Consider the following 14,103-nt stretch of genomic DNA (forward strand, 5'->3'; position numbering starts at 1 on the left):
ACGGAACCGTACGTACGGTGGTGTGAGAGGTCGGGAGTTAATCACTCCCTCCTACTCGATTGTACAATTTATAACGTTGGTGAATGAAAATCACCTTCTCCCGAAAGTTGGAGAAGGTGATGGAATTTCACTAGCGTTATTTTCTTTTATTTTAATAATAGAAAACAAGTGAGGTTCCCTGTAGAATTAAAGTCGACCAAAACCATCATTCAGGAGGGAATTCACTTGTCATATTCTAATAGTATTAAATCCTTGATTGATATTCAAGACTTGAATATTACATTCGATGAAGATTGTGTAAAACAAGGGACTTTTAAAGGAAAAGCTTGTAAATACATCACTGGAACATTAACCTACAACCCTACTCATTGCGTAAAGTGTGGTATTGAAAACAAAAATTTTACAGTTTTTAAGAACGGAACTCAATTATCGCGAATTACTTTACCTCTTACCGGGGTAAGTCCAACCTATTTACTACTAAGAAAGCAACGCTTTATGTGTACAGAATGCAACACTAGCTTTACTGCCAAAACACCAATCGTTGAACGTAATTGTTATATTTCTAAGAATGTTAAAGTTCAAGTAATGATTAAATCTGCAGAAGCTCAATCCTTAAAATCGATCGCTAAAGATTGTTCGATTTCACCTACAACGGTTCAACGAGTCATTAATGAAGTTGCAGTGCATCTTAAACCCCATCATACTAAGCTTCCGAAGCATCTTTCTTTTGACGAATTTAAATACGCAAAAGGGGCAATGGCTTTTGAATATATCAATGTGTTGAATGGTGATATCTTGGACATTCTTAATCGTCGCGATAACTTCGCAATTAAAAATCATTTCATTGTGAATTACAGCCTAAATGACCGACGAAATGTGGAAACGGTAACGATTGATATGAATGCAGGTTATGTAAGCGTCATTAAAGAACTGTTTCCAAAAGCGAAAATAATTATTGACCGATTTCACTTAGTTCAATTAATCAATCGATCTATGAATAAGTGCCGAATCAGTGTGATGAATCAACTAAGAACTTCAGATAACGAAGACATGAAAAAGTACCGTCGATTGAAGCGTTACTGGAAGCTAATTCTCAAAAAGAAATCGGTTCTCTCTAGCGTTGAATACAAATATTATTCGCTATTCGGACAACGTCTTGAAACAAGCATCGTTGAAGAGATTTTAGCGTATGATCCAGTGCTAAAAGCGAATTATGAGCTTTATCAAGCCCTTTTGAAAGCAATGGAAGAGAAGGACTTTAAAATGTTAGAATCTTGTTTAATAAATCCTGTTCATCCTTTAATCTCTAGCTATATGAAGACTAGTATAAAAACGTTGAAAGAGCATCTTCCGTATATACATAACAGCTTTAATTATCCTTATAACAACGGCAAAATTGAAGGGATTAACAATAAAATTAAAGTATTAAATCGTGTAGCTTATGGATATAGAAATTTTATGAATTACAAAAAGCGAATTATTTTACACTTCAAACTCAAAACAACAGAACAAAAACAACCACGCTCCCAAACAGCCTAAGGCTAGTTAAGAGCATGGTAATAATCGATTAATATCCTTCACCAACGTTATTTGACAAAGAACCTTTTTACTTATAAGCAGGGTTTTATTATATATGCTGAGGGTTTTTAAACAATTTCTGAAATGAAAATACACAGCATCACTATTTTACGGCTCTATTATATTTGTTGGGGTTTGAAAAAATTTCATAAATAAAAAAGCACGTAATCACCGATTTCTATATACTTGAATTGTCGAGAAACAAGCAATGAAAGGTGATACGTGCAAATGAATTTTAACATGAATATTCCAGGATTAAAAGGTGTAACTGTTCATAAGGTGGAGGAGATGGGGGAACGTATTGTTCTACACGTTTCCATACCAAAAAAAGAACATCAATGTCCAGCATGCAAGAATATAACATCAAAAGTCCATGATTATCGAATTCAAAAAATTAATCATTTAAAATGGTTTGAACGATTAACCGTCCTTTTTTATAAACGTCGTCGTTATGTATGCCAATGTGGGAAACGTTTTTCAGAAAAATCCCCTTTCGTGGATAAATATCAACGTTTCTCGAAAGAATGGAATCAAGTTGTACGAATCCGTTCAATAAAGGCAAAAACATTTAAAGAAGCAGCTGAAGTACTTGGTACATCAAGCTCAACAGTGATTCGTCGCTTTAAAGAAGTAGTAAAGGAACAATTAAATGAAGGGGTTCATTTACCAAAATGTATCGCGATTGTATTTTGCAAGAAAAAAGTGCAGAGATTTGCAATTAATTATACAGAGTGTTGCCACCCAGTATTTTTACAATTTCTTCGATAAAGCATTTGTTAAACGGAAGCTTTGCCCCGTGTATGAAATAATGTGGGCATGGTGAATCAAACGATCCACCAGTGCTGCTGTTAAACGTGAATCTGCGAATATTCGATTCCACTGACTAAATTCTAGATTTGATGTAATTATCAAACTTTTTTGCTCATAACACTCTGAGATAATTTGAAATAGCAGCTCTGCACCATCTTTTCCAAATGGTACATATCCCATTTCATCTAAAATAATGACATCCACTTTTTCTAATTTTTTTCTAAAGCTTGTTAAACGACCACTACTTAAAGCATCCTCTAACTCTTCAACTAAATGAGAAACTCGATAGAATCGAACCTCAAACCCCATCTCACAGGCTCTTCGGCCTAAAGCGGAGGCTAAATGAGTTTTACCGGTTCCAGGTGCTCCGACTAAAATTATGTTCTCATGGCGATGTATAAAATCTAGGTTCATCAATTCCTCTTTCGTTAAATGTGAGGGGAGACAAATATCTTTATGCCATTCATAGTTTTCTAGTACTTTGTAATCTAAAAATCGTGCTTTTTTAATGTTTCTAGATGCTTTCGCCTGTTCACGGCCATCTCGTTCTTTTAGTAATAATTTATAGACAAATTCATCTGGTGTTGTAAATGGAATTTCCTCGAACCCCTCAGCGATATGAGCTAATCTAAGTTGCTTACATAAATGTTCGATCGTTTCATTCATTTTCACTCACCCCCGATGTTACTGGCTGTAGAGCATCATACTGTGACCACTCTACATCATAAGGATGAGAAGAAAGCTTATCATTATTGGCTATTAACTCATAAAATTGGCTATCAATTTCCTTCATATCATGCTGAAGTAGTAGGGTAATAACTTCTTCGATTCTCCGTTTCCGTAAAGATAAGGATGGGACTAATAAATATTCCCTTATACGTACCGGTAGGTACTCTGTATATCTTGAATGGCCAACTACTCTCGGTTTAAGTAGCCAGTCTTTGAATATATCAATCCAAGGTATAAACCTACGCTTTTTCATATATGGTCTTGAATCACTTAAAATTACTTCACCATTATTTGTTATGACCTTAAACTGATCCCAAAAAGTAACGCAATATAACTGCGAATAGTTCTTCGCCTTTGGCACATGAATGAGATGTTGATCCAATTTGAATTCGTTATATTTATTAAATTTGATTGGCATTTGTTTAAAAACTGGATAATCATTTTCAGGTAACTTTAATAATTGCTTCTGTTCACTCTCCCATAAAATTTCTATCATTTCACCCTTGCGATAGTGCATGCGTTTACGGTCTTCTACTAATCTCTCAGATAACTGATTTTCTAAATCTTCAAAGTCCTTCATTACAGGAGGGACACTAAAGAAGTTGTATCGAATATAACCAACTTTCCGTTCCACATTTCCTTTTTCATGACCGCTTCGGGGATTACAAACTTGAACTTTAAAGCCATAATGATTTTGAAAAGCAATGAATTCATCAGTTAACTGTGCTTCTCCTTCGGAACCACGCACTTTTTTCACCGCAGGTGTTAGATTATCGATTCTAATACTAAGTGGTACGCCTTCAGCTTGTTTAAAAAGTTTCTTCAGCCCACTTAAAAAGCACTCTTGGTTTTCAGAAGGAAGGGGGATTCCTAATGCGACATTACTTGCTGGAAATGACATTACTAGTGCATGTACATCTACTATTTCCCCTTCATGAACAGCTTCCATTATCCCAAAATCAACTTGAGCTTCTCCTTCAGGATGTGTTAATCGTTCAAATCCCTTGGAAATTTCATCATCTCTATTAGCTCTCCATTCCTCTATAAAGTTACAGACTGTTCGATAAGAACCTTTGAAGTCCATTTTTCCCAAGGCTTCATACATTTGCTTATTAGTTCTTCTTAATTTCTTCTTTACTTTTGAGTCCTCTTCAAGCCAATCACTTACGATTTCTCCCCATTTTTCGTCATACATCATTCCTTTCTTTATTTGTGTTTTTACTTGAGGTAGTTGATCCTTATCACCATATTTTTTTGCTGTTCTCCAATTGATGGATAAAGTTTCCGCAATTGTAGATATCGATAATCCTTTTTCATTTCTTAATGTTTTGATACAATTAATTTCAGACATTGCTAGCATCCTTTCATTCCTCCACTGCTAAAATTCGACACTTTAACAGTAGAATGACTTGGGGTGGCTGGCAAGTCTATTTTTTTGCACTAAAAAAGTGCTAGACTCTGTACAAATTCTTTGCACAAGTCTGCACTTTTATTTTGCAATAAACAGCGATTGATGAATATAAAGCAGATACCGATGCGGGAACTTATCAATTAATTATTGCCAATGCGGAAACACATGAACCAATTGATATTTTACCAAATCGTAGAAAAGAAACCATTAAGGATTACTTGATGAAATACGGTGCAGATGTAGAAATTGTGGTTATGGACATGAATCCAAGCTTTAAAGCAGCAGTTAGGAAGGCATTAAATCGCCCGATTATCATTGCGGATCGCTTTCATTATTGTCGTTATATTTACTGGGCACTAGATGAAGTACGCCGTCATGTACAAAAGGAATGGCATTCGTATGATCGATAGAATGTAAAAATATGCGCCATGTATTATATAAACGATTTAATAAGCTAACAGTAACGAATCGTTGGTACTTAAACCGATATATAGGAATGTCGAAAGAATTAAAGAAGGCGTATGAGTTAAAAGAGGCTTACTGTGAATGGTTTGATTGGGCAAAAACTTCAAATGATTTGATAGAAATAAAAAAAAGATTAGAAGCCTTTTACCGAAAGGTAGAAGAAGCAAATATTCCGGCATTTTTAAAGGCCATTCAAACGCTAAAAAATTGGCAAGTTGAAATTTTAAATAGTTTAAGTTTTGGATATTTTATTAAATAATTTATATAAGAAAATTGGGGTTCATTTAGGATAATCGGGGTGCCGTGTAATATCACTTCACTCCAACATTTGACATAGAACCTATTTTACTAAACTTGAATTGTTGAGAAATAAGTTAGGTATAGATGAGTTGTGTTTATTTATTGGGCAAAGGAACGAACTCGTATCCGAATTCAAAAGGACTAGAATGACTAAGACTGAGATGGTAAAATGAAGCGTTTTGTCTTCCTAAAAAAGTCGTAAAAGTTAACAAAAAAGGAAAAATGGTATTCAGAACGATATTTCTCCATATCAAAAAAATTGGAGATCGCTTATCAAATCCTTCTGTCGGTGATTTACTAAGACAAAAGAAAATGGTTAACAAAATCCCAAGCAAGTAAAAGGATAATGGTGGAGTTGTGCCCGCCCCTAACTTTCGAAATACTCATTTAAAAGGATTACATGAGAGAATATCCAAATACTAATACTTCTACATTAATCTCAACTTGTTCACCATCACTTGTTTCATAAATTCCAATCCTTCTGTGCTAATTTTCCCACGTTTGAAATCGAATGTCGTTATTGTTTATACAAAAAAACATGCTCACCTATATCAATATAGCCTTTAAATTCTTGTGTATTAGAAATATATTTACGGAATGTTGACTGCGCAAATTTAGACTATGATTATCTTTTAAATACTGCTAAAGGTTACGTTGGTAATAAAACACTTGCTATAATTCGGGTATACTCACCGATTTTAGATAGTTTACTAAACTATGTTTTTAGAACAAACCCATTTATGAATTATCAATTGTTAGTCGATCTACCCTCATGTCTCTTAGTAATTTACTTTTATCAATTATCATCTTTACTCCATTACTTGTTTGAATCTTGTTAAGTCTAACAGACTATTAATTACAAAATCTGTTATTATGCACATATAATCAACCAAAATTAGTCTGAGTTTTAAAATCAAATTTCTACATCTTTATTCAACAAGAAATGTACATTTTAAATTAGTATTTATACTCTTGTTTTTTTGTAGTGTACCAGTAAGTAAATAGATTATCCAATTATTAAGGAAATCGTTATATAATTAGTGTATAATATTAGGGTATGAAAAAAGTCGAATAAAGGATGAGGATTATGCAGTTAAGAGAATCCACAAGAAGATATATATTAATAGGAATGGTGGCATTTATAGTAATAGGATTGTTTGTAGCTAATGTATTAGCAAAAGGTCAGGACGAGCAGTTTGCAAACGAAGATCTCTTATTTCAACAAGCAACTCAGTTAGCAAATGAAGGTAATTTCGAAGAGGCGTCTGTCTATATAAATGAACTTATAAAAAAAGAATCAGAATCAGAGGATGTCAATTATTTAGGTGGTTTAATTTCTGCAAATGTTGGGGAAATGAAACAAGCCTCTATACTTTTTCAAAAGGTTTTAGATATTAATCCTTATAGGGTTGAAGATCCTATGTTTATGTTACAGTTTGGTGAAACTCTTTATAAAGTAGAACGATACGAGGATGCAAAAACTGTATTAATGCGTTGTCAAGAGGCTGGATGGGTACCAGAAGATTATCCAAACTATCAAGCTAAAGTTGCTGATTTATTAAGTTCAATAGAAAATATGTAGTAAGGAAGGTATACATAGATGACTTCGTTTTATGGAGAATATCGAGATCGACAAAAAGATATTATAAGTGATGAAGAAGAGAATCAAGTTTCACGTGCGAATGTAGATAAGTGGATTTTTAGGCTATTCTTAATTTTAATAGGTTTCATGCCACTAATAGTTTTAGGTCATACAAAAGATGTTATTAGTCCACTTGTTTCTGATGTTAGTCTTCTAACATCAGGTACTAAAGGCGATTTATTCACTTACTACAAGGCATTTTTAGTACTATTAGTTACAATTATTGCAGGGCTACTTTTGCTAATAAAGATTTTCTTTATGAATGGGAAAATTAAAAAAACAATATTGAATTACTTCTTAGGAATATTTACTTTTGCAATTGTCATGTCTACTATTTTCTCTCCAAACATTTCAATTGCATTGAGTGGTCAATATAACCGAAATGATGGGGCTATTAGTTGGTTATGTTACATAGCATTAATGTTTATTGCAATGAACATTAATTATCCGAAAAAAGCGGTTAACTATATTATGTTTTCACTGTATCCATTTGTATTTATTAACTTGTACATAATCACAATGAACTTTACAGGTAACGACTTAATGCAAAATAAATGGGTGCAAACATTGGTTTCGATTGCTTTACCTGATGGTTCGAGTTTTTCAGCAGGCTCACAAATAGTAGGTACTCTTAACCAGTGGAACTATATGAGTGGTATGTTCGCAATTTTGACAGTAATGTTTTTAGTGTGGGCCATAGTTGAAGGGACATGGATAAAAAGCATAATTAGTGTTATTGTGGCGACGCTTTCAATCACAGTTATGTTCATGTCTATTTCGACAAGTGGATTTGTAACTTTGTTAGTAATGGTTCCAATTATAATCGTATCAGTAATTAAAGCGGTAAATAAGATTAAGGGTACTGTTATATTGGCTTTATTTCTTTTAATTTCAGCTTCTGTTTTACATGTATTAGCAAGCGAAAATTCGAGAGTGTGGGATGAATCACTTGGCTTCTTAATTAAAAATAACCCTTATTTAGAAGAACAGGCATTTTCAAAAATTACCTCGAGTTTTGAATTAGGGTATATGAATGAAGTATCAGCAGCAGATAACTCATTTGTATTACCAGTTTTACCAGAGAGAGGTGTTTCAGCTGGTACTGGCCGTCTTTATATTTGGGAAAAAACTATAGACGTCTTCAAAGACAGACCGATTTTCGGATATGGATTAGATTCTTTAATGTATAACTTTCCCCATTTTAATATCGATGCTAGATCTGGAAACTGGGATGAAAATATAATTACCGATAAACCACATAATATTTTTCTCGGTATTTTATATGGTACAGGGTTAGTAGGATTTATAGGATTCTTACTTCTTTTTGTATCTGTTGTAGTTTATAGTGTTACCAATTTATTTAAGAAAATTTATATTCAGAACATCGTACTTGTTGCAGCTGTATTAGCGTATTTTGTTCAATCTATGTTTAACGATTCACTTCCGGGTACTTCAGCTATCGCATGGATATTAATTGGCATGGTGTTTGGGATTCATTCCAGAAAAAAGCACTACGGTAGAAATATACATGAGTAGCAGCATTATGAATGCAAACAAAAATATTAAAAAACGCTGGAACTTTTTGGTTTTAATAGAGTAAACATTTTGTTGAATACCATTAAGTATTTTCATAATGAAATTAGTTAGGGTAACTTTACAAAAAAACGGTTAAGGAAGAGAAAACTATAACTACAGGAAGGTTAGTTCATACATGAATTACTTAAGTAACTTAATTAAAGATCGTAATATAATATTTCAACTTGCAAAAAATGACTTTAAAGTAAAATACTTAGGATCCTATTTAGGTGTTTTTTGGGCTTTTTTTAATCCTATTATCTCAATTCTAATTTATTGGTTTGTCTTTCAAATTGGCTTTAGAGTAACGCCCATTGAAGATGTTCCATTTGTACTTTGGTTAGTGGCAGGTATTATCCCTTGGTTTTTTATTACAGAAGCTATTTCAAATGGCACAAACTCAATTTTGGATAATAGCTATTTAGTGAAAAAAATCGTATTTAAAGTAAGTCTTCTACCAATAATAAAAACATTATCGACTTTCTTTATACATGTTATATTTTTAATTGCATCAATTTTACTATTTTTTCTTTATGGTTATAGTTTAAATATTTACTATCTACAGATATTATATTTCTTAATTGCTTCAGTCATTTTGGTTTATGGTATTTCATTGATTACCTCATCTTTAGCTGTTTTTTCAAGAGATATTGGCCAAATCGTTGGTATGCTATTGCAATTTGGTTTTTGGTTAACACCAATTTTTTGGTCATTTTCAATTGTTCCACCACAAATACAATTTTGGTTTAAACTTAATCCAGTTTACTATATTGTAGAAGGGTATCGTAATACGTTTATCTATCAAAGATGGTTTTGGGAAGACCCGCTACTAACAACCTATTTTTGGATTGTTACGTTATTCATATTAATAGTAGGTAGCATCATGTTTAAAAAATTAAAACCACATTTTTCAGATGTATTATAAGAAGGGATTTATGATGACAAATTTAAATGAAGACAATGCTGTCTTAGTTAAAGATTTAACAAAAGTATATAAATTATATGATAATCCAAAAGACCGATTAAAAGAGTCATTAAGTTTTATAAGAAAAAAGTATCATTCAGAATTTTATGCTCTCAATGGGGTATCATTTAGTATAAAAAAAGGTCAAACACTTGGAATTATTGGGAAAAATGGTTCTGGTAAATCAACCTTATTAAAAATACTAACAGGGGTTCTGACACCGACATCAGGTTCAGTAATGGTAAATGGAAAAGTTGCCGCTTTATTAGAATTAGGTGCGGGTTTTAACGTTGAATATACCGGTATTGAGAATATTTATTTACAGGGAACAATCATGGGCTATTCTAGAGAACAGATGGATCAAAGATTAGATGGTATATTAAATTTTGCAGATATTGGAGAATATATTTATCAGCCAGTTAAAACATATTCTTCTGGTATGTTTGCAAGATTGGCATTTGCTGTAGCTATTAATGTTGATCCCGAAGTATTAATTATCGACGAAGCGCTTGCAGTAGGAGATATGAAATTTCAAGCTAAATGCTTCAATCGATTAACTGAATTAAAAGAGAATGGTGTAACAATTCTATTTGTTGGCCATGATGTTTCGAGTATTAGAACTTTTTGTGATTTAGCTCTATGGCTTCATGAAGGGGAAGTAATAGAATACGGTAATACATTAGATGTTACAGCTGAATATATGAAATATATGAATGATGATGTAAGTACATTGGAAGCTTCAGCTGCAATAGAAATGTCTTTGAACAAAATTGCTACAGACTTTGATCCTATTAATCGCTGGGGCTCACAACAAGGAATTATTAAATATGTTGAAATGTTCAACTCAAAAGGTGAAAAATCCACAGTTATTAATTTTGGTGAAACAGTTTCTATTAAGATTATTACAGAAGTTCCGAAAGAAGTGGATTTAAAATTCGTTAGTATTGCTTTTTCAATTAAAAATAAAGTTGGAACTGACTTAATGGTAAGTACTACCTATGATCACAATCATCGATTTACCAAGGCTAATACGAATGCAATAGAAGTAACCTTTGAATTTGAAAATTATTTGCGAGACGATGAATATATATTGGTTGTTGCGATTGAAGAACGAAAAAATTTACAGCCAGAGTACTTTGACTATATTGAAGGTGCTAAGTATTTTAAAGTAATAAGTGAAAAGAAAATTTTTGGTTACTTCCATCCACCGGTTAGTCAAACAATTAACTTTATGAAGGAGTAGCAAAATGAGTGAGCTTAAGGTAAATAGTCTTGAGTATTGGAATGATAGATTTCAAACCAATTGGGAAGATTTTTTAGGTAGAGAACAAACTACTTTTTTTATAGATTTGCTTTTAAAGAATTTACCAACATGGCTATTGAATGAAATCGAAGATAATAAATTAACTATTTGTGATGCTGGTTGTGCCGAAGGTGAAGGAACATATCTTTTGTCAAAAAATTTCCCCAAATCAGATGTTAAAGGTATTGATTTTTCAAGTGAAGCCATAAAAAAGGCGAAAGAATATTATCCGGAAGTAGAATTTATAGTTGGGGATATAAATCAAATTCAAGAACAATATGATGTAATTCTATGCTCGAACGTTTTAGAGCATTTTGAACAACCTTTTGATATCATTCCCAATTTAATTGAAAGTGCTAAAAATCATGTTATTATCATGATTCCTTTCCAAGAAGAGAATCGAATTAAAGAACATATGTATACTTTTAATTATGATTCCATACCTTTAGAGATTCAAAATTATAATTTAACTTACTTTAAGGAAATTGATTGTAGGTTTATAGAAGGTACATACTGGAGTGGGAAACAGGCAATTTTAATCTATTCTAATAAAGAAATAGTTAATACTATGGAGCTTACTCTTAATACATTTTTCTCAGATTATAATTTTCATGAAAAAAAATATTTTTTGAAGGAAAATGAAGTTCATGATTTACAATCAGAACTAAAAATTAAAGAAGAAAGTATTAATTGGTACTATCAGAAGTTGGAAGAAAAAGATCGAATAGTACAAAGTTTGAGCTTATCTTTGGAGAAAGCTTTAGGCGAAATTGAAAAATTGAATGAATACTTTATCAAAGAAATAGAGTCAAAAAATAACATCATTGAACAATTAAATAAAGAGTTAGAATTCGAAAAGGATAAAATCCTTAAACAACAGGAAGAAATAGAATCACATAAGTACAATGTTGCATTAGTTAATCAAGAAATATCGAATATGTTAAATACAAAAGCATGGCGTTTAGTGAATAAGTATTATAACGGTGTAAAATCAACTAGAGAATTAAAAGGTCATTCAAAGAAATTCATGTATGTTGCGAAAACAAAAGGTGTAAAAGAAGCTGTTTCTAGATCCTTTAGTTTCTTCAAAAATCGTAATACCAAGCCAACCTATTATTCAGACAATCAACAAGTAAGAAATATATATGATGAATTAGTAACTAAATATCAAGATAATGAAATAAAAGGAATTGCAATTATTCCTTCTGCTTTTGAATTTGACGAACTGTACAACCAAAGAACGATAAACTTAGCAAAATATTTAGCAAATGAGGGCTACGGAGTACTTTATATAGCGTGGCAATGGCAAAAAGGGGAAGATCATAGCAATAGCTATAAATGCTTCCTTGATAAAATATATCAAGTACCACTTTATGATTTTTTAGAAACACAAATGGAACCATTGGTTGAAATAAAAGAAAAACATTTCATTATGACTTTCCCGACTGAACATTTTTATAAACTAATTGTTCCTTTCCGAGAAAAAGGGTTCTATATCACATACGATATCATGGATGAATGGGAAGAATTTTATAAAGTTGGGGAAGCGCCGTGGTACAAACAAAATATTGAAGAAGCGATTGTATTAAATTCAGATTTAGTAGTTAGTGTATCAGAACCTTTAAAAGAAAAATTCTCATCAATTAGAAATGACATCATTGTTCTCGGAAATGGCTACAATGAAAATATTTCAAAAATGAAAAATATTTCTTTGAGAAGTTTAGCAGAGGATCAAAAAATTCATATTGGGTATTTTGGACACTTAACTTCATCATGGTTTGATTGGGAATTAATTTTTGACATATTAGAAAGAAAAGATATATTTATTCACATTATTGGTTACGGTGTAGACGATGCCACGTTAAATCGATTAAAAAGTTATCCGAATATTAAATTCTATGGAAAAGTCCATCCAGGAGAACTCTATGAATACGTTAAGAACTGGCACTTAGGGATTATTCCATTTAAAAAATCGAAATTATCTTTAGCAGTAGATCCGATTAAGATTTATGAATACTTATTCTTCGGCTTACCGACCATTTCAACGGGGATTCCTCATATTGGGAAATACCCACTTGTAGACCATTGCGAAAATACTTCAGAAGTTTTAAATGCGATTGATAAAAGGTATAGTGAAGTATTAAATGAATCGTTAGAACTTCAAGATATAGAGAATTTCTTAGAAAATTCAACTTGGGAAAACAGATTCCAATTTATGATGAAAAGTATAAAAGAGAAAAGTTTTCTTCAGGATTTATATGAAGGAGAGTCAGATTAATGCATAAAGTTTTATACGTTTACAAGTGGGCAACGATGGGAGGCGTCGAAAGAGTTTTACTAAATCGTGCCCAAGCTTTTAAGTCTTCCAATTTACAAGTAGCTCAGGATGTCTTTTTCCTCCATGATTCTGGAGGAAAAAGACTATTAAATAAATATATCAATGATTATAAACTTGGACATTACCTACAAGTAGTTGAAAAGTTTGTACCTGATCAATATGATGTAATCCATTCCATTGATACCCCTGAGATTTTTGATATGATGAAAAATAATGAGAAGATATTTTTTGAATGTCATACAGCTTATACAGAAAATCGAACCTATATTGCAAAACTCCCTTTAGATATTAAAGGAATTATCGTTCCATCAGAGAAGTTTAGACAAGATATTATTGAAGAAATACCTGTTCAACTACATGAGAAAACGCATACTTTAAGAAACTCCGTTCCACAGGATTTATTTACAATTCCAAAGGATATATTAAAAAGATTCAGTAAAGTACCGATTGCCTATATTGGAAGAGTAGATAAGTTGAAAAATACGGAAGAAGTAATTGAGATTTTTTCACTTTTACAAGAACGTTTAGGTGATCGTTTTATTTTATTAATAGCCGGACCTATAACACAAGAAGTAAATCTATTTAAAATCATTGAAAATAAGAATTTATTAGATCGCTTCATATATCTACCACCTCTTCCTTTTGAAAAAATTACTGAATTACTAAAAATAATTAAAATGAATAAAGGATTATTCCTCTCTTCATCAAAAGGAGAAAGCTTTGGTTTATCCGTCGCAGAGGCAATTATGTCAGGAATACCTGTGGTTGCTTCGCATGTACATAGTCACTTAGTAAATGGTAATCAATTATTTTTATATCAACTTGGGAATATAGAAGAAGCGGTAAGAAAAATTGAATATATGTTAGAGAATAATGAAATTGTTAAAAATCAACTTGCATTACTAAGAGAAAATTTTTCCGATAACACATTTTTAATAGACTGGGGAAATCTGTTTCATTAATCTTTTTTAGTATCCTTATAGATCTA

At 31.9% G+C, this 14,103-nt stretch carries 10 protein-coding genes and 1 pseudogene; 9 read left to right on the forward strand and 2 right to left on the reverse strand.

Annotated elements, in window-relative coordinates; translation table 11 throughout:
• Window positions 1-225 precede the first annotated feature (225 nt).
• Window positions 226-1,539 carry an ISL3 family transposase gene (locus MKY04_RS04010; protein WP_346235347.1) on the forward strand — a complete coding sequence of 438 codons (1,314 nt, stop codon included), beginning with the start codon at window positions 226-228 and terminating at the stop codon, window positions 1,537-1,539.
• Window positions 1,540-1,806: 267 nt separating this feature from the next.
• Window positions 1,807-2,346, forward strand: coding sequence for a transposase family protein (locus tag MKY04_RS04015; protein ID WP_428833893.1), 540 nt, complete (start codon window positions 1,807-1,809; stop codon window positions 2,344-2,346).
• On the opposite strand, the gene istB is transcribed toward MKY04_RS04015, so the two are convergent.
• Together istB and istA are read right to left on the reverse strand one after the other, a co-directional pair.
• Window positions 2,329-3,054, reverse strand: a complete 726-nt coding sequence (gene istB, locus MKY04_RS04020; protein ID WP_346234634.1) for an IS21-like element helper ATPase IstB — start codon at window positions 3,052-3,054, stop codon at window positions 2,329-2,331. The two genes, MKY04_RS04015 and istB, sit on opposite strands and share 18 nt — an antisense overlap.
• On the reverse strand, window positions 3,047-4,477 hold the full coding sequence (gene istA / locus MKY04_RS04025) for an IS21 family transposase (RefSeq protein ID WP_036176596.1): 1,431 nt from the start codon (window positions 4,475-4,477) through the stop codon (window positions 3,047-3,049). The genes istB and istA overlap by 8 nt, the downstream gene beginning before the upstream one ends.
• 146 nt (window positions 4,478-4,623) lie before the next feature.
• Here istA and MKY04_RS04030 point away from each other — a divergent pair.
• The 7 genes and pseudogenes from MKY04_RS04030 to MKY04_RS04060 all read left to right on the forward strand — a co-directional run.
• Window positions 4,624-5,240, forward strand: a pseudogene (locus tag MKY04_RS04030) (ISL3 family transposase); the annotation flags it as partial.
• Between the two features lie 1,140 nt (window positions 5,241-6,380).
• A complete protein-coding gene (locus MKY04_RS04035) occupies window positions 6,381-6,875 on the forward strand; it encodes a tetratricopeptide repeat protein (protein ID WP_126294207.1) in 495 nt (164 codons plus the stop codon).
• Between the two features lie 18 nt (window positions 6,876-6,893).
• The gene (locus tag MKY04_RS04040) at window positions 6,894-8,471 is read left to right on the forward strand and encodes an O-antigen ligase family protein (RefSeq protein ID WP_126294208.1); all 1,578 of its coding nucleotides are present in this window, start codon (window positions 6,894-6,896) and stop codon (window positions 8,469-8,471) included.
• A gap of 175 nt (window positions 8,472-8,646) precedes the next feature.
• Entirely contained in the window at window positions 8,647-9,435 is a 789-nt protein-coding gene (locus MKY04_RS04045; RefSeq protein ID WP_126294209.1) for an ABC transporter permease, read from the forward strand.
• A gap of 13 nt (window positions 9,436-9,448) precedes the next feature.
• The gene (locus MKY04_RS04050; RefSeq protein ID WP_185807694.1) at window positions 9,449-10,717 is read left to right on the forward strand and encodes an ABC transporter ATP-binding protein; all 1,269 of its coding nucleotides are present in this window, start codon (window positions 9,449-9,451) and stop codon (window positions 10,715-10,717) included.
• A 4-nt stretch (window positions 10,718-10,721) separates the two neighbouring features.
• Window positions 10,722-13,055: a methyltransferase domain-containing protein gene (locus tag MKY04_RS04055; RefSeq protein WP_126294211.1), complete on the forward strand. Its 2,334-nt coding sequence runs from the start codon at window positions 10,722-10,724 to the stop codon at window positions 13,053-13,055.
• A complete protein-coding gene (locus MKY04_RS04060; protein ID WP_346235348.1) occupies window positions 13,055-14,077 on the forward strand; it encodes a glycosyltransferase family 4 protein in 1,023 nt (340 codons plus the stop codon). Before MKY04_RS04055 ends, MKY04_RS04060 begins: the two co-directional genes overlap by 1 nt.
• Window positions 14,078-14,103 lie beyond the last annotated feature (26 nt).

The organism is Lysinibacillus telephonicus, from assembly GCF_039654155.1.
Classification (GTDB): domain Bacteria; phylum Bacillota; class Bacilli; order Bacillales_A; family Planococcaceae; genus Ureibacillus; species Ureibacillus telephonicus.

Bases quoted from the DNA above. Each gene is read 5' to 3' on its own strand.
- MKY04_RS04050 (WP_185807694.1), top strand. From the start codon at position 9,449: ATGACAAATTTAAATGAAGACAATGCTGTCTTAGTTAAAGATTTAACA.
- MKY04_RS04055 (WP_126294211.1), top strand. From the start codon at position 10,722: ATGAGTGAGCTTAAGGTAAATAGTCTTGAGTATTGGAATGATAGATTT.
- istA (WP_036176596.1), bottom strand. From the start codon at position 4,477: ATGCTAGCAATGTCTGAAATTAATTGTATCAAAACATTAAGAAATGAA.
- MKY04_RS04035 (WP_126294207.1), top strand. From the start codon at position 6,381: ATGCAGTTAAGAGAATCCACAAGAAGATATATATTAATAGGAATGGTG.
- MKY04_RS04045 (WP_126294209.1), top strand. From the start codon at position 8,647: ATGAATTACTTAAGTAACTTAATTAAAGATCGTAATATAATATTTCAA.
- MKY04_RS04040 (WP_126294208.1), top strand. From the start codon at position 6,894: ATGACTTCGTTTTATGGAGAATATCGAGATCGACAAAAAGATATTATA.
- MKY04_RS04060 (WP_346235348.1), top strand. From the start codon at position 13,055: ATGCATAAAGTTTTATACGTTTACAAGTGGGCAACGATGGGAGGCGTC.
- istB (WP_346234634.1), bottom strand. From the start codon at position 3,054: ATGAATGAAACGATCGAACATTTATGTAAGCAACTTAGATTAGCTCAT.
- MKY04_RS04015 (WP_428833893.1), top strand. From the start codon at position 1,807: ATGAATTTTAACATGAATATTCCAGGATTAAAAGGTGTAACTGTTCAT.